The sequence below is a fragment of the Endozoicomonas sp. 8E genome (assembly GCF_032883915.1).
GTDB lineage: Bacteria > Pseudomonadota > Gammaproteobacteria > Pseudomonadales > Endozoicomonadaceae > Endozoicomonas_A.
On sequence record NZ_CP120717.1, the window covers coordinates 1,631,630 to 1,651,212 of the forward strand.

The window sequence follows — 19,583 nt, forward strand, 5'->3', positions numbered from 1 at the left end:
AGCCTCCTGGCATCATGTCAAGGTTTTAATGATGATCATCGATCCACGTAAAATAATTGGCTTCAGCCTTCTATTTACGTCGCCTTCATGGGGTGCGGTTGTCAATGCTAACCTCCTTCCTGTTGCGGGAGCCATTGTAGAATTTTCTCCTGAAACAGGTTCTCTGCCTTGTCGTGGGGTGCTGGTATCGAAAGATTTAATGGCTACTTCGCCAGCATGCGCGCAAAAGGCAAGGGAACGCTCAAATTATGGACTGATTGAAACTTTAACATTATCAGGCGATTCAGTAGGGTACATCGCTGAACAGCCGATTAAATCCCTTGAAAACAGTATGCTGCTGAATGTCTTCAGGCCAGGGAGTTATCCCGTCTTTAATGATGCTTTATTAGTTCCAGAGCAAGCATTTACGTACAATGTTAATGAAAAACAACAGCTGGTTCAGCAGCCAGTTACTCTCGCTCTTGGTGAAGCTCGAAGTAAGTCGAAATTTATTATTTCCTCAGAGTTCTCAATACCTCAGGGCTCACCAATCTTTGACCTTAACAACCAGCTGGTTTGCCTGAGAGGTGCGGGCAACCAATGCGTCTCTGTCAGTGAATTGCCAATTGCAAGATTCAGAAGAGATCTAAAAGATTACCCTTATGATCCAGATGATGAAGTGACTGACACATTTGCCGATAATGTAGGGGCCTTTGTTGTTGCTAATGTAGGAACTGCTTCAGTAATCTTATATTTCGCTGCCTACCTTAGAGCCCGTGCCGTGGTACGCCTGTCGGCGTTTTCTGGGCTGGTATTCTGAGCCTGAAGTACTGCGGTTACTGCGACGCAGATTCTAAAGGAGAGGCAAGTATGTGTAGGACTGTTCTGCGGCCACTGTTTGGAAGTGCGTGTCTGATTTTAATCTGTCTCAATAGTTGGGCTCTGGGGTCTTCTGAAACAGAGGCCGTTTGTCACGTTTCTGGAAAAAAAGTGTGTGTGACTGCTGAAAAGGCCACTTCTTATGAAAAGTGGCTTTGGTTTTCCACATCATGCGATTTGAGCTGTGAGTATTATCACGATGTTTTTGTGGAACAGTTTTTTTCGCTGGAACATCTGAGCGAGTTTGAAGGTTTCGGAATAAATCTCCGAAAAAAATCAGATGGCAGGCTGATTTGGAGTCATTACAAGCTCGGCAGAGGGTATAAAAAGCAGGCTTTGATCATCGAGATAGAAGTGACGAAGGAGGATCGCTTTGAGAGTCCTGACGGCAAGCTGTTTAACCGTGTGCTGTTAGAAGATCTGTCCAGACTCCGGCCTGTAACCCCGGAATTATTGAAACGTCACAATACCAATTACAGGGAATGGCTTTGGTGGGTGCTGGGTCATACTGTGAGTTTTTTTTCTGGTTTTTTTGGTTCCTTTTTATTGCTGGGTTTAATGCCATAAGTACTCAGCCATACGGAATCGAATATTTCTGGCTTATTGGGCAGGTGCTCTGCAAGGCGCAACGACGGGAACATAGCAAGCTATGTGACCAGAGTTGCAACGCAGCACGACTGCATGGATGCAGGAGCTAGAGCAACGCAGGAGCAGTTGCCGCGAGTGCCTGAACAATAAGTCAGAAAATATGATTTCGTATGGTTGAGTACTTAAACCCGAATCAGTTGACCATATTCGGTCGGGTCGCGACAACCGCCTTCATTTCAAAGGGTTGGTTGTTACGCAGAATCTGTAAGGTGACTTCACTCCCTGGTGGTTCCTGAGCCACCATATTCATGACCTTCCTGCCATCATTGGTGCTTATGTTGTTGATGGCTGTCAGAATGTCTCCACGTCTCAGACCGGCCAAATCTGCAGGACCATTGTCGTAGACACCCGAAATCAAAATGCCAACGTTGCTTTCAACACCGTACGCTTGCGCCAGTCTACTGGTGAGCGGTTGTGATTCTATGCCCAGCCAGCCCCGCACAACACGACCGTATTTGATAATGGATTGAGTGACAAATCGAGCCATGCTGGAGGGGATCGCAAAGCCAACGCCTTCATTACCTCCTCCTCTGGAAAACAGCAGCGTGTTAATGCCCACTAATTCACCACGGGCGTTGATCAGGGCGCCCCCCGAGTTACCCACGTTGATGGCGGCGTCGGTTTGAATAAAATCTTCATAAGTATTGAGACTAAGGTCATTCCTGCCAGTAGCGCTGATAATCCCCATGGTGACTGTTTGCCCCAGTCCAAAGGGGTTACCTATTGCCAGAACGACGTCTCCCACCTCAGTCTGGCCAGAGTCGGCCAGATCCAGGCTGGGTAAATCGTTTAAATCAATTTTCAGTACCGCCAGATCCGTCTCTGGGTCCCTACCGACAATGGTTGCGGATTCTTCCCTGCCATCTTTCAGCACAGCCACAATACGGTCAGCGCCTTCAATAACGTGATTATTAGTCAGCAGGTAGCCGTCAGGGCTGATAATGACTCCGGAGCCGAGACTGGTTTCTACCTTGGCTCTGCCAAGGTTGTTTTCTGTGAAGGGACTTTTCGGCATTCTGGAGCGGCTGGATTCATTGATCAGTGTAGCGGTAGCAATGTTAACCACGGCAGGTGCTGCTTCCTTGACTGCCGAGCTGTAGGAAACCTCGCCAATGCCCAACAGTTGTTCGCCTTTGCTGAGCACATCATTGAAACTCAAATGAGGCAGGCCCAGCCATTTCGGAGCAAGCAGCATCACCAGCAAGGCGACAATCAGGCCTGACAGGGCGGGATAGATGAGCTGGTTGAGGAGTTTTTTCATGATGTGCTTGTCAATGATTGTGGGCCGAGACTTTTGGTGCTGGAAATAAAAATTATTGAAACCCGAAAGCCAGCAGTATAATTCCTTAATATACCTGTATTTTGTGGCTGATAGATAGCCCCCGAACTTGTGGGAAGCTGGTCATGACCATGACGTGACAGGTTCGGATTCAATAAACAGTGGAGTGAAAAATGAGCATCACGCCGAAGCAGCTGGTGAAGATTCTCGAGGATGAACTACAACCGGGGCTATTCAAAGATTACTGCCCCAATGGTCTTCAGGTCGAAGGGAGTGAACAGATTAAACGTCTTGTGACCGGTGTGACGGCTTGTCAGGCCCTGATTGATAAAGCCGTTGAGCTCAAAGCCGACGCTATTCTGGTTCACCACGGCTACTTCTGGAAGGGTGAAGATTCTGCTATTGTCGGCATGAAGAAGCGCCGGATTGAAACACTTCTCAAGCACAACATCAGTTTGATCGGCTATCACCTGCCGCTGGATGGGCATCAGGAACTGGGTAACAATGCTCAGCTAGCCAGACTCCTCGGCTGGAAGACAGAAGGTGGCATGGAGCCTGGAAAAGCTCGCTCGGTAGGCAGTTGGGGAAGGCCTGAGGCGCCTGTTTCTCTGGAAGTTCTGGGCAAGCAGATTGAAGAAAAACTGGGTCGTAAGCCCCTGCTGATTGCGGGCGGTGACCATGAGATCAAAACTTTGGCCTGGTGTACTGGTGCTGCCCAGCGCATGATTGATCTGGCCCTGGATCTGAAGGTAGATGCTTTTGTGAGTGGTGAAATCTCCGAATCCACCGTTCACTTTGCCCGCGAGAATGGCATTCACTACATCAGCGCCGGACACCACGCTACTGAGCGCTACGGTGTCATGGCTTTAGGTGAATGGCTGAAAGAAAAGCAGGGTATTGAACATACCTTTGTCGATATTGACTCTCCCGTTTGATCTTCTGATCAGACCAGACCGATAGTTTATGGCGTTTCAGGGTTAATATAATGTTATAAATTATTGGTATAATTTTTTTGTTTTATATTCCATTGATGCTGCTAGTATTCGAACTAAGAACAATTCTTAGCCAGCTTCGGGTCTAGCATTCATGTCTGACACAGCCACTCAGGAGAGCACCAAAGAACGTGCTATCAAGCTTTCTGGAGAGCGCCTCAATCATTTGAAGCAGCTCGAAGCAGAAAGCATCCAGATTATCAGGGAAGTTGCTGCCGAGTTTGATAACCCGGTTATGCTCTATTCCATTGGTAAGGATTCAGCGGTAATGCTGCATCTTGCCATGAAAGCCTTTTACCCGGGTAAACCGCCTTTTCCGCTCATGCATGTGGATACCACATGGAAATTCAAGGAAATGATTCAGTTCCGTGACCAGTTGGTCGATGACCTGGGTCTTGAGTTGATTGTGCATATCAATCAGGACGGCGTTGAGCAGGGTGTTGGCCCCTTTTCCCACGGCAGCGCCAAACACACTGATATCATGAAAACCCAGGCCTTGAAACAGGCTCTGGACAAATACGGTTTTGATGCTGCGTTCGGTGGGGCTCGTCGTGATGAAGAAAAGTCACGGGCGAAAGAGCGGGTTTACTCTTTCCGTGACAGGCACCATCGCTGGGATCCCAAGAACCAGCGGCCGGAACTCTGGAATATCTACAACAGTGAAGTAGAAAAGGGCGAAAGCATTCGGGTCTTCCCTCTGTCCAACTGGACCGAGCTGGATATCTGGCAGTACATCTATCGCGAAAATATTCCCATAGTTCCTCTTTATCTTTCCAAAGAACGCCCGGTGGTAGAACGTGATGGCAATCTGATTATGGTTGACGATGAACGTATGCCTCTGGAACCCGGTGAGAAGCCAGTGATGAGGAAAGTCCGCTTCCGTACACTGGGCTGCTACCCATTGACGGGAGCCGTTGAGTCAGAAGCTGACACTCTGCCTGATGTCATTCAGGAAATGCTGCTCACCAAAACCTCTGAACGTCAGGGGCGGGTTATTGACCATGACAGTGCCGGATCAATGGAGAAGAAAAAACAAGAGGGGTATTTCTAATGTCTCATCAGTCTGATCTGATTGCTTCGGATATTCAGGAATATCTCCGCAGGCACGAGCAGAAAGAGATTCTGCGTTTCCTGACCTGTGGCAGTGTCGACGACGGTAAAAGCACCCTGATTGGCCGACTTTTACATGACACCAGCATGATCTATGAAGATCAGCTGGCTTCTGTTGAGAACGACAGCAAGCGTGTAGGAACCCAGGGCGAAAAAGTTGATCTGGCTCTGCTGGTGGATGGTTTGCAGGCTGAGCGGGAGCAGGGTATCACTATTGATGTGGCCTACCGCTACTTCTCTACAGAAAACCGGAAGTACATCATTGCTGATACTCCGGGTCACGAACAATACACCCGAAATATGGCCACCGGAGCTTCCACCTGTGATCTGGCCATTATTCTGGTGGATGCCCGCCAGGGGGTGCTGACACAAACCCGTCGTCATACCTACATTGCCAGCCTGCTGGGTATCAAACACCTGGTAGTAGCGATCAACAAGATGGATCTGGTGGGTTTCAGTCAGGCACGTTTTGAGGAAATTCGTAATCAGTACCTGGACTTCTCGGAATCACTGAACCTGGGGGACGTTCGTTTTGTCCCTGTATCGGCTCTGGACGGAGACAACGTTGTTCATCGCAGTGACAAAGCTGACTGGTATACCGGGCAGACTCTGATGGAAGTGATGGAAAGCGTTGAGGTGGCGAATGACCGTAACCTCGATGACTTCCGTCTTCCGGTTCAATATGTGAGCCGACCCGACCTCGATTTCCGGGGTTATGCAGGCACTATCGCTTCCGGTGTGGTTAAGCCCGGCGACAGAGTAAAGGTATTACCCTCCGGATTGGAAAGTTCTGTCGCACGAGTGGTGACCTACGACGGCGATCTGGAAAAAGGTTTTGCGGGTCAGGCTGTGACCCTGACGCTGGAAGACGAGATCGATATCAGTCGCGGTGATATGCTGGTGCACGCCCGGGATGATATTTCGGTCTCTTCGCATCTGAATGCCAGCGTCGTCTGGATGGCGGAGCAGGCCATGAAGCCCGGACGCCAGTACCTGATCAAATTTGCCACCACCAAAGTAACAGGAAGTTTCACAGCCATTAATCACAGGGTGGATATCAATACCCTGAAACAACAGGAGGCCGATCAACTGGCTCTGAATGAGATAGGCTCCTGCCAGCTGGTGCTCACACAACCTGTTGTTTTTGATCGCTATGAGGATAACCGTCAAACCGGCGCTTTTATTGTTATTGATCGCTTGAGCAATGCAACCATTGCCGCAGGCATGGTTGAATCTGCTGCTAACGAGGATGGTACCGCAGATAAGGTTCTGGCCAGCGACAGGGCGAATCGACTGGGTCAGGGGGCCGCTCTGGTTATGGTTGATGGTTCTGAAGGTTATCTGCAGAAAGTAGAGCGTCATTTGTTTGATGGCGGGCTTTTACCGATTGTCGTCGATCATCAGGATCAACACTGGGTTCAGAAAACGGAAGCCCTGCTTCAGGCGGGTCTGGTGGTTCTGGTGGCCAGGACTGAACTGAAAGACCTGCAGGTTGAGGTTTTACACAATGTTAATGAGTCAGACAGTCTGTCGGCTCTCGTCAATTCTCTGTCTTTGTAACTGAGACGGGCTATCGCAGTTTTTCCTTTGTGATAGCCTTTTTTCCCTCCCTCCAAGACTCTGTCTGATCATTTATCTCTCTTTTCCAGTTCAGGATGAGGGCTTAAATACGTACAAATGCTGGTACAGAGTCTCGACACCCTGATTCACTATTGCAACTCTTCTACAATGGGGAATTGGCACTTTATTCAGCCTGAGATATGTTTGGAGGTTGAATTGGGACTACTTCCCTCAGAGTCTGACTGAGAAGAGTGCATCAACTGCCTGTTCCGGCCAGCCCCTCATATTCTTTGATTTCTGGAGCCGAAATGAAAGCCGACTTTTATGCTGGACTGCGTGAGCAGCTGGAAGACCTTAAAAAAGAAGGTTTGTACAAAAGCGAGCGAGTGATTACCTCCCAGCAGCAGGCTGATATCACTGTTAATACGGGTGAAGAGGTGATTAACTTTTGTGCCAATAACTATCTCGGATTGGCCAACTCCCCCGAGCTGATAGACGCAGGCAGGCAGGCACTGGACAAATATGGCTATGGTATGGCTTCCGTACGCTTTATCTGTGGTACCCAGAATGTACACAAGGAATTGGAAAAGCGCATTTCCGACTTCCTGGGCATGAATGACACTATTCTGTATTCCTCCTGCTTTGACGCTAACGCCGGTTTGTTTGAGACCCTGCTGGGCCCTGAAGACGCTATCATCAGTGATTCTCTGAATCATGCCAGCATCATCGATGGTGTGCGTCTGTGCAAGGCCAGGCGTTTCCGCTACGCCAATAACGACATGGCAGACCTGGAAGCCAAATTGAAAGAAGCCACAGACGCAGGTGCGCGTTACAAGCTGATCGCAACGGACGGTGTGTTCTCCATGGATGGCGTGATTGCCAACCTCGAAGGTGTCTGCGATCTGGCTGACAAGTACGATGCAATGGTGATGGTGGACGATTCCCATGCCGTAGGTTTTGTCGGTGAAAATGGCCGTGGTACCCATGAATACTGTGGTGTAATGGATCGTGTTGACATTATTACCGGTACTCTCGGCAAGGCTTTGGGTGGTGCTTCCGGTGGTTATACCTCTGCCCGCAGCCCTGAAGTCATCGACTGGCTGCGCAACCGCTCCCGTCCTTACCTGTTCTCCAACACCCTGAGCCCAACCATTGCCAGCGCTTCTATCAAGGTTCTGGATATGCTGGAATCGGGTGGTGAGCTGCGTGAGAAGCTGCGTCACAACTCGAATTACTTCCGCACAGAGATGGAAAAGCTGGGTTTTACCCTGGCAGGTAATGGACATGCGATCATTCCCGTCATGCTGGGCGATGCTTCTTTGGCGGCCGAGTTTGCGGAACGAATGCTGAAAGAGGGAATCTATGTAGTAGGATTCTCTTTCCCCGTTGTTCCCAGGGGCGCAGCCCGAATTCGCACCCAGATGTCAGCTGCTCATAACCAGGAGCATATGGATAGAGTCATTGCAGCCTTTGCTAAAGTGGGCCGTGAGCTGGGCGTTATCTCTTGAAGGGCCTGTAGAGCTGAGTGAATAGGAACCTGACATGAAAACCCTGGCAAAACTGAAAGCAGAAAAAGGCATCTGGCTGGCCGACAAGCCCAGGCCGGAACCTGGCTACAACGATGTTCTGATCAAGATTCGCAAAACAGCGATCTGTGGAACCGACATGCACATCTATAACTGGGATGAATGGTCTCAAAAAACCATTCCTGTCGGGATGCATGTAGGGCACGAGTTCATTGGTGAAATTGTGGAAATGGGCGAAGGCGTGCGTGGCTTTGAAATAGGTCAGCGTGTGTCCGGCGAAGGTCATATTACCTGTGGCCACTGCCGTAATTGCCGCGCCGGCCGTCGCCACCTTTGTAATTTCACGGTTGGTGTGGGTGTCAATCGAGAAGGAGCTTTCGCAGAGTACCTTTGTATACCAGCGACTAATGCTTTCCCGATTCCCGATGACATTAGTGATGATCTGGCCTCCATCTTCGATCCCTTTGGTAATGCTGTGCACACAGCTCTGTCGTTTGATCTGGTGGGTGAAGATGTATTGATCACCGGTGCTGGCCCTATCGGCATTATGGCTGTTGCTATCTGCAAACATGTCGGTGCTCGTAACGTCGTCATTACTGACGTAAACGAATACCGTCTCGATCTGGCCCGTAAAATGGGGGCTACCCGCGCCGTTAACGTCGCCACTGAAGATCTGAAAGAGGTCATGGCAGAACTGAACATGGTAGAAGGCTTTGACGTAGGTCTGGAAATGTCTGGTAATGGTCGTGCTTTCCAACAGATGCTGGAAAGCATGAACTACGGCGGTAAGGTATCCCTGCTTGGGATTCCTTCCAGCGATACTACCATTGACTGGAATCAGGTGATCTTCAAGGGTCTGGTCATCAAGGGTATTTATGGCCGTGAGATGTACGAAACCTGGTATAAAATGACCAGTATGCTCCAGTCCGGTCTGGATATTTCCCCGGTGATTACTCACCGGATGCCCGTGGATGATTTCCAGAAAGGTTTTGAAATCATGGGGTCCGGCCAGTCCGGCAAAGTGATTCTTGACTGGAGTTGACCACCTCTAACATCGACCTGTCCGCGCCATAATACGACTTAACTCTGGTTCCCATGCACCAGTGTGGGAACCCATGGATTATGGTTTTCCATGGAAAAGTTTCTTTCACTGAAGCTGAGAGTTCTGTAAAAGAAAATGTGGAGCCGAAAGGCTCCACGGTCAGAGGATAATGCTCAACCAAAGTCACCCGCGATGTAGTCACGGGTCTTCTGATTTTCAGCTTCGTTGAAGATCTTGCTGGTTTCGTCAAACTCAACCAGCTCACCCAGATACATAAAGCCGGTGTAATCAGAGATACGCATGGCCTGTTGCATGTTGTGAGTCACGATCACAATGGTGTACTTCTGACGCAGTTCAGTAATCAGCTCTTCAATGGCGCTGGTGGCCAGTGGGTCGAGAGCCGAAGTGGGTTCGTCCATCAGGATAACTTCAGGCTCCAGGGCAATGGTACGGGCAATGCACAGACGCTGCTGCTGACCACCGGAGAGGCTGCTGGCATCAGCATTCAGCTTGTCTTTCACTTCTTTCCACAGATGAGCACGCTTCAGGGCCTTTCTGACACGAATGGCCATTTCTGGCTTGCTCAGTCCGCCTTTCATCTTCAGACCGAAAGTGATGTTGTCGTAAATGGACATCGGGAAAGGCGTGGGCTTCTGGAAAACCATACCGACTTTGGAGCGCAATTCATTCAGGTCCACACCACGTTGCAGGATATTTTCGTTATCCAGCAGAATCTCACCCTCAGCCGACTGGCTGCCATACAGGTCGAAGATGCGATTCATGGTGCGCAGCAGGGTGGATTTACCACAGCCGGAAGGGCCAATCAGAGCCGTTACCTTGTTGTTGTAAATCGGCATGTTGATGTTCTTCAGGGCTGGCTCAGAACCTTTGCTGTAAAAGAAACTGAGGTCTTTTACTTCCATTCTGGGTTGCAGAATATCATCGGCCAGACCGGTTTCTGTCTTGATTTGACTCAGGCTTTCTGTAGCCGCAGGAGCAGTAGCAATGTTCATGTTCATTTGGCTGCCTTTCGAGCTTTGATCCAACGCGGTAAAGCAGTGGACAGAATATTGATAATCAGAATAAATACGGTAATCAGCAGTGCGCCGGCCCAGGCCAGTTCATTCCAGGATTCAAAGGGGCTCATGGCGTACTGATAAATGGTCACCGGCAGGTTAGCCATGGGCTTGTCCAGATCGGTGCTCATGAAGTTACTGTTCAGGGCGGTAAACAACAGGGGCGCTGTCTCACCGGTAATCCGCGCGACAGACAACAGAATACCGGTAACAATACCGGGGCCGGCTGCCCGATAACATAGCTGGGTAATGACTCGCCAGCGTGGGGCGCCCAGACCACTACCCGCTTCTTTCAGAGTGGTTGGAACCAGACGCAGCATTTCCTCCGTGGTGCTGACGATAATGGGCAGTGCCAGAATAGCCAGTGCAATGGCGCCTGCCCAACCAGAAAAGGAGCCGGTGGTGACCACCACAACCTTGTAGACAAACAGGCCCACCAAAATAGAAGGTGCACTCATCAACATACCGTTGAGAAAGCGCAGTGCTTCAGCAATTTTAGAACTCTTGTCAGATTCAGATAGCCAGGTTCCGGCCAGGACACCCAGAGGTGCAGCGATGAGAATACCGAGAGCGGTTAGAATCAAACTGCCGACAATGGCATTTTTCAGGCCACCATGGCTGCCGGGTCCCGGAGTCAGTTCGGTGAAAACATGGAGTCCCATGCCGGAAATACCTTTTCCGATCAGGCTATACAGTACGCTGGCCAGAACCATCAGGCCAAACAGTGCACAGAAGGTGCAGAAGCCCATGAACGCGTAGTTTTTGAGTTTCCTGACTGGCATTATCGCTTCCTCAACAGCAGACGGGCAGCGCCCATCACAATAAATGTCAGTACAAACAGTACAAGGCCCAGACTGATCAGAGCCGAGATGTGCATCTCATTAGTCGCTTCGTTGAACTGTTGGGCTATCGTGGAAGAAATAGAGCTCGCGGGCATGAACAGCGAAGTCTCTATACGGTTGGCGCCGCCTATTACAAAGGCAACCGCCATGGTTTCGCCCAGAGCACGACCCAGGCCGAGGATTCCAGCCCCCACTGCTGCATTCTTGATACTTGGCAGCAGTACTCGGGTAATAACTTCGTAGGGCGTAGCGCCAACACCGTATGCCGCTTCTCTGACCACATTGGGGATGGTTTTCAGGGCGTCACGGGTCAGAGCCGTAATAATGGGCAAAATCATGAATGACAGAATGATGCCCGCCGTCAGCAGGCCGATGCCGATGGGGGGGCCGTCAAACCAGTGGCCGATCAGAGGCAGACCTACCAGATTTTCCAGTGCCCAGAATTGAAAACCTTCCGAGAACCAGGGCGCGAAGACAAACAGGCCCCACATACCGTAAATAATACTGGGTACTGCGGCCAGCAGCTCAATGGCCATGCTCACGGGGCGGCTGATCCAGTCGGGGGCCAGCTCGGCCAGGAAGACCGCCGTTCCAAGACCGACAGGAATGGCAATCACAATGGCGATAAGCGAAGAAACCAGAGTGCCGTAAATGGCTGAGGCGGCACCAAACTCACTGTTTACCGGGTCCCAGACATTACGAAATACAAAGCCGGGGCCAAACTCGGAGAGAGCCAGCCAACCGCCGTCAATCAGGGAAAGGATAATCCCGATCAACACCAGAAAAATCAGAATGGCGCTGGTGAAGCTCAGTCTGTAGAAGATTGAGTCACCCTTTATAGCGCTAGGCATCGCAGTTAAAAGCATAAGCAACAACAAGACAGCTGACCAGCACTATGCTGATCAGCTGTCGTTCGTTTCCTGTTTAAGAAAGGCTAGAATAACCGGTTACTTGATAATGGTTTGTCCGTTGCTGGTCAAGTCTTCTTTCCAGACATTCTCTACCATGTTAACTACGCTTTCAGGCATTGGGATGTAGTCCAGACCTTCTGCGAGTTCACCGCCATTCTCGTAGCTCCACTCGAAGAAGTCGATGATCTGCTCAGCTTTCTCGGCGTCAGCCTGATCTTTATGCATTAGGATAAAGGTCGCTGCTGTCATAGGCCAGGAGTCAGCACCAGGCTGGTTGTTCAGCAACAATTCGAACCCTGGAGCGTTCTGCCAGTCGGCATTGGCAGCGGCAGCCTGGAAAGTCTCCATGCTTGGCTTCAGGAACTTGCCATCAGCGCTGGCCAGCTGGGTGTAGGTCAGGTCGTTTTGTTTTGCAAAGGCATATTCTACATAACCGATAGCACCACGGGTACGGCCTACGAAGTTGGCGACACCAGCGTTACCATTACCACCGATAGTGGTCGCTGCTTTGGGCCAGGTGATGTCGGTGTTTCTGCCGATATTCTCACTCCACTCCGGGCTGATCTGGCTCAGATAGTCAGTGAAGTTGTAGGTGGTACCAGAACCATCGGAACGATGAACGACATAGATAGCCTGGGCAGGAATCTCAAGATCCGGGTTCAGAGCAGTGATGCGCTCATCATTCCACTTCTTGATTTTACCCAGGTAGATGTCTGCCAGAACTTCACCGGTCAGCTTCAGAGCACCTGGCTCAATGCCGGGAACGTTAATTACTGGAACAATAGCGCCCATCACCATTGGGAACTGGATCATCTCTTCTTTATCCAGTCGCTCTTCATTCAGAGGTGCGTCGCTGGCGCCAAAATCAACGGTCTTGGCCGTGATCTGACGGATACCACCGCCGGAACCGATGGCCTGATAGTTGATGCGAATACCGGTTTCTTTCTGGTATTCCTCAGCCCATTTGGCATAGATCGGATGAGGGAAACTGGCTCCCGCACCGTTGATAACTTCTGTCTTCGCAGATGCAGAGAAGGACGCTGCAGCCAGCATGGAGGACATTACAATAGACTTCAGTAACTTCACTTCTATTCTCCCCGAGAAACTCGCTTGGAGTGTACTTGCGTTTATTAAGAAAAATCTTCTGCCGCGCCGTTATCTGTCAGTGGGTTGTGCAAAATATTTTTCTGTTACCTCAAAATTTGATGGGTGCAAGAATAAAGGGGGAATATTTCAGTAATGTTACAGGTTTGTTTGGGTTTCATGACAATGGTGGTTTCTTAATCCAGAGAGCCTGATCTGCAGGGCAGGAGGCTTGCGAATAAGGTTTTATACACTCGAAAAATTTAAATTTACGGTAAATCAGGCCACTTTTAGGGCAGTATCTCTGAGATTAGTAGGTGTTTTTTCAGTCTCATAGTGGATTGGCGCTGTGCTTTTCTGACAACAGAGTTTGATTTTACAGTGTTCTAAAGTCCTTCTATAGCTACTGGATTTGTATGTGTGGCCAGCAGGTAAACGAGCGATGCCCATAAGCTTGCAAATAGTAAGTGATCGTTGTGAGCAAGAGTAGTCAGTATCTCAGTATCTTCAAAGGCGATGGGTGTATTCAAAATTTCATTGGGCCTGATATGTTCTTTAGTTGATATACTGGCCTCATATCAAGCTGTTTCTATTTTTTGATATTTGCACTTTTTTATTTTGTTGAAATGGACAGCAGTCTTGTCAATATGATAAAGAGAGATGAGAATTGCAATGATCTGGGTCAGATAAATGTCATTCCATAATTTGATATACTGCCCTCAACTCAAGCTGTTTCTATTTTTTGAAATTTGTGCCTTTTTGCTTTGCTTAACTGAGTCTGTCATCTTGTCAGCGTGATGAAGGTTGCAATGATCTGGGTCAGGTAAATATCATTATTAGAGGTGGTTAAGTTCGGAAAATATTAAATTAAACAAACAAATGCAAACTCACACTGACGTTACCATTGTTACAGGCACCCGCCCTGAGATTATAAAAATGGCACCTGTTTATCAGGAGTTAAAAAATCAGAATATTTTGGTCAGGTGGTGTCACAGCGGTCAGCATCGAGAACTTGCAGAGCAAGCATTTGAGTATTTCAAAATTGTTCCGAACCAAATGCTGTCTCGCCCTCCTGCCAGCAACTTATCTAGCCTTTTATCCGGTCTGATTCAGCAAGTTAATGATGAGTTGAACCAATTCTTGCCAAAAGTGGTATTGACGCATGGCGACACCCTCACCACCATGGCAGGAACACTCACTGCGTTTCTCAATAAAATACCATTAATAGGCCATGTAGAGGCCGGCTTACGTTCCGGGAGTATGGATCACCCTTTTCCTGAAGAGGCCAACAGAAAAGTTGTTGCTGTCATGGCTAATCGCCATTATGCTCCCAGTGAACACGCTCGTCAGAACTTGCTCCACGAAGGAAAGCATAATAGAGATATCGTTGTCACCGGAAATACTGTTATTGACGCCCAGAAATATTTTGTCCCATCGCCTCCAACTAACATCAATAACAATATTCTAGTCACTGTTCACCGACGAGAAAACTGGGATAAGATTGAGACAATATGCATTGCCCTAAGGCACATTTTATCTGAATTCAAAGACTATAATGCGACGGTCGTATTACATCCCAACCCGGATTTAACTCAAAAAATTTGTTCATACCTGTCAAATCATAAACAGATTTCACTGGTAAAGTCCCTCAGCTATCCAGAGTTACAATGCACCCTTGCGACATCCAAGTTAGTCCTTACAGACTCTGGAGGTATTCAGGAGGAAGCTCCTACTTATGGTGTGCCTGTTGTCGTTTTGAGAGAAACTACTGAGCGTCCCGAGGCCGTAAATGCAGGTGTGGCTAGTTTATCAGGAGCCAGCAACATATCCCGGATAGTGATGTCGGCTATTAATATGCTGAACATAACAAAAACGATTACAAACCCTTATGGTGACGGTAGTGCATCTCGTCGAATCGTTAGTGATTTGCAGAATTTAATGTAGTTATGTCGTTTGATTTTTTTACAGCCTATTTATTCACTCTTCGTGAAATAGCATTTATTTTAATGGTTTTTCTGTTTATCTTCGGGCTTGATGATCTGTTCATTGATGGAGCATACTGGATCAGGAAACTGTATCGAAAATTTCGAGTTTATCGAAAGCATCCAAGGTTGATTTTGGATGATCTTTATTCAGTTAATGAAAAACCTTTGGCGATAATGGTTCCTGCCTGGCAGGAAGCAGGAGTCATTAACACGATGGCAGATCAGGCAGCTGCCAGACTGGATTACGAGAACTATCATATTTTTATCGGAACTTATCCGAACGACCCCGAGACGCAAAGGGACGTTGATGCTGCCTGCGCCAACCATCCACATATTCATAAGGTGGTTTGCAAGTTGCCTGGACCAACCAGCAAAGCAGATTGCCTGAATAACATAATTTACGCCATTCAAAGTTTCGAAAATCGAGCAAAGTTCAAGTTTGCCGGCTATATCCTGCATGATGCTGAAGACAGTCTTTCACCAGCAGAGCTAAGACTATTTAATTACCTTTTGCCAAGAAAGGACCTGATTCAGTTGCCCGTTTATCCTCTTGCCGACAAATGGTACAAACTAACCCGTGGTCACTATCTTGATGAATTTTCCGAAGCTCACGGTAAAGATGTAGTGATGCGTGAAGCAATTGCTGGACAGGTCCCCAGTGCTGGAGTAGGAACCTGCTTTAGTCGCAAAGCGATCAGCGCACTTCTCAATGACAGTGATGGCAAGGCATTTAACACTCGTTCCTTAACCGAAGATTACGAAATAGGGTTCCAGCTGAAGAAAAAAGGGTTAAAAGAGATATTTGTTCGTTTTTCTGCCTTAACACCGGAGCTGAAGAAAAAAATAAAGCAAAAAACAGGTGCAAAACAAAAGACGCAGGCTACTGTGTGTGTTGAAGAATATTTCCCGGACTCATTTACCTCAGCGATTCGGCAAAAGAGTAGGTGGATTGTGGGCATTGTATTTCAGGGGATGAGCTCTCTGAAATGGACCAGTTCCTTTGCACAAAACTATTTTATTTACCGTGATCGGAGAGGATTGATAGGGCATTTCGTTAATCTTTTTGCCATGTTGATATTAGTTCAATTAATAGCCGTCAATATTTATCAATACTTTGTTGCTGATCACTACCGATTTTTATCGGTTCTTGGCAATAGTGCTACCGTTAACTTCCTCGTTACTGCTAATTTTTTCTTTCTGACAAGCCGTGCAGTTCACCGCTGTTATTTTGTTACCCGCTTTTACGGGCTTTTCCAGGGGATACTATCTTTGCCCCGAATGATCTGGGCAAATATCATCAATTTTTCAGCAACAATTCGGGCCATCTGGTTGTTGAGTCAGGCTGGAAGCTCGGCTGGTGTAGCCTGGGATAAAACCGATCACGAGTTTCCGGCAGAACCCCCTCCCCAGCGCGAATATATAGGCGAGCTACTGGTAAGGAAGGGGCGGTTGTCGGAGACCTCTTTGAAACAAGCACTGCGTTCAGGCACTGAAAAAATGCGCCTTGGTGAATGGTTAGTAGAAAATGGAAGTGTCAGTAATGAAGATTTATCTGAAGCTCTTGCCCTCCAATGCCGCTTGAGTTTTACAGATTGTGATCCCTTTAAGCTTTCTCCAAAACTGATTCAGCGACTGCCCGCAGATATAGCTTTAAAGTATCAGATAATTCCCGTTGGAGGTAATGACGACCTATTGATTTTAGGTTGCAATAGTCCAATTAGATCCATGACTCGGGAAGCTATATCCAGAAAAATCAAGTGTCGTATTGAATGCCATATGATTCCACAGGGGATGGTTATCGTTGGTTTGCGCCTCTGGTATTTAGGTGTCACTCAAGAGAATCCGGAACCACTCCTTCAATATGAGGCGAGTGCTGGAAATATCAGCTCTGCACAGCTTAAGCGAATAAGAGATCGGTACTACATACGTCAAAAGTCACTTGGTGAATGTCTCATAGCCCTTGGATACTTAGAACCAGCCGTGTTAGATCAGGTTCGACATACCTATATGTTTAATTCCAATCTTCGCTTTGGAGAGTTTCTTCAGGCGGAAGGAGTAGTTAATAAAAACCAGATCGAAGACGCCTATGCTTACCAGAAAAAACTTCAATTGCCATTTGCCCAACTGATTAATGCTGAAAAAGTGGCGGTATAATGTCTGTATTACGTAGCAAAGTATTATGGCTATTTTTCGCCTTGCATTCAGTTGCCTTGGCAGCAAACACAATGAGTTCAGAGCTATTCTCAGGGCTATCTGAACAAGAACAATTCCAGACTTTTCCCTATGTGGATAAAGCTTTTCGGTATGCAGAGGCTGAACACTGGCAGCAGGCAATTGATGAAATAATTAAAGCTCAGCATTTAGCGCCGGATCATACAGCATTTGCACTTCAGGAAGTACGCTACTTGATGGCTGCTGAACGCTTTGATGATGCTCTGCAACATCTTTTAGTACTGGATTCTGCTAATAATGAAATAGAGACAAGATTATGGGATCTTTGGTTGCAGACAGGGCAGAATGAAGCACTAGAGACATTTCGACAATCTATAGACTCAGGAAAATACCACTATGATCAGGTTTCTTCGACCAATACTTTGTACCTGATTAAAAAACACTTTGGTCTGAAGCACGCTTTGAGTATTGCAGGCTCTTTGCCTCAAGATAAATTGATCCTTAGCTCTACCGCACAATGGGCTTTTGATGATCAGCAATGGGAGCAAGCTATTAAAGATTATCAAACCCTTGCAAGTATGCGCTCCCTGACCGAAGAAGAAGCTATCCAGTCAGGACAGGCTTTTGTTCATCTCAATGATGCTCAGAGTGCCTGGCAGCAGGTTGCACAGATCGGCCGTCCGGCATCATCTTCTTTGATTGTGAAGCAGTTACTTTATAGCTCTTATGATCGGGAAGATGATGATCAAGCTCTGAGGGCTTTAGATTGGTTAGAGAAATATAATTTTTCGGGCAGTAAAGAAAGCAAGGCCAAACTGGATATCTATGAAAAGGAGCAAAACTGGACCGAAGCAGTCATGGTAGCAAACAGTTTGCAACTTCCCTGCATCCGGCAAATTGATCTGCTAATAAAAGCAGATATGACGTCTGAGGCAGTCAAAAAATTAAACCAATGTGAAAAGGGCAACATTTCAGATCAATGGCTAAATTATGCCGAAAGTATAGCCTCGACCAATATTATTGCTTCTGCGAGAACTGAAGATAAGGAACTCAGAGCAAAACAAGCGCAAATATTGGCAAATCGTTATTTGATTGAAGAGAACTATGAACAGCTGCTAAAAATTAGCACCCAGTTGCCGGACGATCTCGAGCGAACCCGATTTCGGGCCATTTCGCAACAGGCTCTTGGGCAGTACAGAGAGGCTGCAAAAAACTGGTATACCCTTTATCAAACGCAAAATGACTTTGCAGCACTCGGAACAGCCAGCTATCTCATGAGGCTTGATAGTCAGGCTGAGATTGCAGTTAAAATGATAACCGCTTCTATAAGTCCGTCAGAGCTATTAAAGCACCAGACGCTAGCTACAAGTTTGCTGGACCTTTATCGGACCTATCCCCTACTGGTAGACACTGAATATTTGAAAGCTCTGGGTATGCAAATTCCAGATAGTAGAATGGCATCAGAAGACTGCTTTGCGTTGGGACAATGTAGGCTTACCAAGGAGGCCGCTGAGCCACGGCTTCTTTTACAACTGGCCTATTTACTAGAAAAAGACTCTCCTGCAGAGGCTTTAAAATTATTTAAACTGGCCCGTGAATATCCTGTTTACCAGACTGACTTTCGGATACCGCTACAAATAGCCATGATCCACGAAAGGAATGGTAATCCTAAAGAGACAAGAGAAAGTATTAAGACAGCCATTGACTTGGTTCCGCCCACAGAGCAAGAGCTTTTGTATGCTCAGGACAGCTATCGAAACGCTCACTATGGTGCGTATTTTGGTATCAGTGGCTGGATAGGTCATAATATTCGCAGCAATACTCCTCAAATAATAGGAAGTACCAGTAAATACTTTACTCTGATGGAAACAGGTTATTCCTTCCAAAGTAAAAACTTTCTGACGCCAGAAAACATCTACTTTAACTTATTATCAGGTGGTGATGACAAACCATTTGAGAACAATGAACTCGACTTTGGTGGTAAGTGGCGTTTGATTCACCAGCGTAATGTTTTTCTTAGGGTTGGTTTACGTCAGGGTCTAAATAATGATAGAAAGTTTCGTTCCTACCTCAGAGCATCGGCTGATTTAATTGCTGATAGTGATTATCAAAAGGCTTGGCGATTAGATAAAGAGCAGTGGTGGACTCAATCACTGTATACGGATGCCACTTATTACCTTAATGATAATGATTATGCATTGTATGTTCGTTATGAGGCTGGACCTATGGGAGTAATTTCACATGTCCAACGGCAGCGCTGGCGCACTTACGGACTGCTGCAGGGAGATCTCAGTGATTATTCGTTGTACGATACAGGCAGTCGTTATGATATGCGAACAGGTTTTGGTGTCGGATGGCTATCTGAGTGGCAGCAGGATGCTTATGCAGGCTTTCTGAATCAACTGGAAGTTAATATCGAATGGCAGCTATCTCTGGCAAGTGATTATGCTCGCTCAGGTGATAACAGCCTGTTGTTAAGGTTCTCCTGGCAACGCTGAA

The 19,583-nt window shown here is 47.6% G+C and carries 15 protein-coding genes; 10 read left to right on the plus strand and 5 right to left on the minus strand.

Going from position 1 to position 19,583, the window contains the following annotated elements; all coding sequences use genetic code 11:
- Positions 1 to 28 precede the first annotated feature (28 nt).
- Positions 29 to 799, plus strand: coding sequence for a hypothetical protein (locus P6910_RS05885; RefSeq protein ID WP_317145351.1), 771 nt, complete (start codon positions 29 to 31; stop codon positions 797 to 799).
- Positions 800 to 849: 50 nt separating this feature from the next.
- Positions 850 to 1,425: a hypothetical protein gene (locus P6910_RS05890; RefSeq protein ID WP_317145352.1), complete on the plus strand. Its 576-nt coding sequence runs from the start codon at positions 850 to 852 to the stop codon at positions 1,423 to 1,425.
- A gap of 214 nt (positions 1,426 to 1,639) precedes the next feature.
- Here the strand turns inward: P6910_RS05890 and P6910_RS05895 are convergent, their stop codons facing one another.
- Positions 1,640 to 2,767 (minus strand): S1C family serine protease, encoded by a 1,128-nt coding sequence (locus P6910_RS05895; protein WP_317145353.1) that lies wholly within the window; start codon positions 2,765 to 2,767, stop codon positions 1,640 to 1,642.
- A gap of 191 nt (positions 2,768 to 2,958) precedes the next feature.
- Between P6910_RS05895 and P6910_RS05900 the strand changes: the two genes are divergently transcribed.
- From P6910_RS05900 to tdh, 5 genes are all read left to right on the plus strand, one after another.
- Positions 2,959 to 3,720: a Nif3-like dinuclear metal center hexameric protein gene (locus P6910_RS05900; protein ID WP_317145354.1), complete on the plus strand. Its 762-nt coding sequence runs from the start codon at positions 2,959 to 2,961 to the stop codon at positions 3,718 to 3,720.
- Positions 3,721 to 3,871: 151 nt separating this feature from the next.
- Positions 3,872 to 4,828, plus strand: coding sequence for a sulfate adenylyltransferase subunit CysD (gene cysD / locus P6910_RS05905; RefSeq protein WP_317145355.1), 957 nt, complete (start codon positions 3,872 to 3,874; stop codon positions 4,826 to 4,828).
- Positions 4,828 to 6,447, plus strand: coding sequence for a sulfate adenylyltransferase subunit CysN (gene cysN / locus P6910_RS05910; protein ID WP_317145356.1), 1,620 nt, complete (start codon positions 4,828 to 4,830; stop codon positions 6,445 to 6,447). Before cysD ends, cysN begins: the two co-directional genes overlap by 1 nt.
- 308 nt (positions 6,448 to 6,755) lie before the next feature.
- On the plus strand, positions 6,756 to 7,955 hold the full coding sequence (locus P6910_RS05915; protein ID WP_317145357.1) for a glycine C-acetyltransferase: 1,200 nt from the start codon (positions 6,756 to 6,758) through the stop codon (positions 7,953 to 7,955).
- Positions 7,956 to 7,989: 34 nt separating this feature from the next.
- Entirely contained in the window at positions 7,990 to 9,015 is a 1,026-nt protein-coding gene (tdh, locus tag P6910_RS05920) for an L-threonine 3-dehydrogenase (protein WP_317145358.1), read from the plus strand.
- Positions 9,016 to 9,188: 173 nt separating this feature from the next.
- Here the strand turns inward: tdh and pstB are convergent, their stop codons facing one another.
- The 4 genes from pstB to pstS form a co-directional block, all read right to left on the minus strand.
- Positions 9,189 to 9,938, minus strand: coding sequence for a phosphate ABC transporter ATP-binding protein PstB (gene pstB, locus P6910_RS05925; RefSeq protein WP_410493918.1), 750 nt, complete (start codon positions 9,936 to 9,938; stop codon positions 9,189 to 9,191).
- A gap of 92 nt (positions 9,939 to 10,030) precedes the next feature.
- A complete protein-coding gene (gene pstA / locus P6910_RS05930; RefSeq protein WP_317145360.1) occupies positions 10,031 to 10,873 on the minus strand; it encodes a phosphate ABC transporter permease PstA in 843 nt (280 codons plus the stop codon).
- Positions 10,873 to 11,784 carry a phosphate ABC transporter permease subunit PstC gene (gene pstC, locus P6910_RS05935; RefSeq protein ID WP_317145361.1) on the minus strand — a complete coding sequence of 304 codons (912 nt, stop codon included), beginning with the start codon at positions 11,782 to 11,784 and terminating at the stop codon, positions 10,873 to 10,875. Before pstC ends, pstA begins: the two co-directional genes overlap by 1 nt.
- Before the next feature lie 96 nt (positions 11,785 to 11,880).
- Positions 11,881 to 12,930 carry a phosphate ABC transporter substrate-binding protein PstS gene (gene pstS / locus P6910_RS05940; protein ID WP_317145362.1) on the minus strand — a complete coding sequence of 350 codons (1,050 nt, stop codon included), beginning with the start codon at positions 12,928 to 12,930 and terminating at the stop codon, positions 11,881 to 11,883.
- A gap of 876 nt (positions 12,931 to 13,806) precedes the next feature.
- Here pstS and wecB point away from each other — a divergent pair.
- From wecB to P6910_RS05955, 3 genes are read left to right on the plus strand one after another with little or no spacing between them, the layout of a single operon-like run.
- The gene (gene wecB / locus P6910_RS05945; protein ID WP_317145363.1) at positions 13,807 to 14,871 is read left to right on the plus strand and encodes a non-hydrolyzing UDP-N-acetylglucosamine 2-epimerase; all 1,065 of its coding nucleotides are present in this window, start codon (positions 13,807 to 13,809) and stop codon (positions 14,869 to 14,871) included.
- Between the two features lie 2 nt (positions 14,872 to 14,873).
- The gene (locus P6910_RS05950; protein WP_317145364.1) at positions 14,874 to 17,066 is read left to right on the plus strand and encodes a glycosyl transferase family protein; all 2,193 of its coding nucleotides are present in this window, start codon (positions 14,874 to 14,876) and stop codon (positions 17,064 to 17,066) included.
- Positions 17,066 to 19,582: an NfrA family protein gene (locus tag P6910_RS05955; protein ID WP_317145365.1), complete on the plus strand. Its 2,517-nt coding sequence runs from the start codon at positions 17,066 to 17,068 to the stop codon at positions 19,580 to 19,582. The genes P6910_RS05950 and P6910_RS05955 overlap by 1 nt, the downstream gene beginning before the upstream one ends.
- Position 19,583 lies beyond the last annotated feature (1 nt).

Bases quoted from the DNA above. Each gene is read 5' to 3' on its own strand.
- P6910_RS05885 (WP_317145351.1), top strand. From the start codon at position 29: ATGATGATCATCGATCCACGTAAAATAATTGGCTTCAGCCTTCTATTT.
- P6910_RS05890 (WP_317145352.1), top strand. From the start codon at position 850: ATGTGTAGGACTGTTCTGCGGCCACTGTTTGGAAGTGCGTGTCTGATT.
- P6910_RS05895 (WP_317145353.1), bottom strand. From the start codon at position 2,767: ATGAAAAAACTCCTCAACCAGCTCATCTATCCCGCCCTGTCAGGCCTG.
- P6910_RS05900 (WP_317145354.1), top strand. From the start codon at position 2,959: ATGAGCATCACGCCGAAGCAGCTGGTGAAGATTCTCGAGGATGAACTA.
- cysD (WP_317145355.1), top strand. From the start codon at position 3,872: ATGTCTGACACAGCCACTCAGGAGAGCACCAAAGAACGTGCTATCAAG.
- cysN (WP_317145356.1), top strand. From the start codon at position 4,828: ATGTCTCATCAGTCTGATCTGATTGCTTCGGATATTCAGGAATATCTC.
- P6910_RS05915 (WP_317145357.1), top strand. From the start codon at position 6,756: ATGAAAGCCGACTTTTATGCTGGACTGCGTGAGCAGCTGGAAGACCTT.
- tdh (WP_317145358.1), top strand. From the start codon at position 7,990: ATGAAAACCCTGGCAAAACTGAAAGCAGAAAAAGGCATCTGGCTGGCC.
- pstB (WP_410493918.1), bottom strand. From the start codon at position 9,938: ATGGAAGTAAAAGACCTCAGTTTCTTTTACAGCAAAGGTTCTGAGCCA.
- pstA (WP_317145360.1), bottom strand. From the start codon at position 10,873: ATGCCAGTCAGGAAACTCAAAAACTACGCGTTCATGGGCTTCTGCACC.
- pstC (WP_317145361.1), bottom strand. From the start codon at position 11,784: ATGCCTAGCGCTATAAAGGGTGACTCAATCTTCTACAGACTGAGCTTC.
- wecB (WP_317145363.1), top strand. From the start codon at position 13,807: ATGCAAACTCACACTGACGTTACCATTGTTACAGGCACCCGCCCTGAG.
- P6910_RS05950 (WP_317145364.1), top strand. From the start codon at position 14,874: ATGTCGTTTGATTTTTTTACAGCCTATTTATTCACTCTTCGTGAAATA.
- P6910_RS05955 (WP_317145365.1), top strand. From the start codon at position 17,066: ATGTCTGTATTACGTAGCAAAGTATTATGGCTATTTTTCGCCTTGCAT.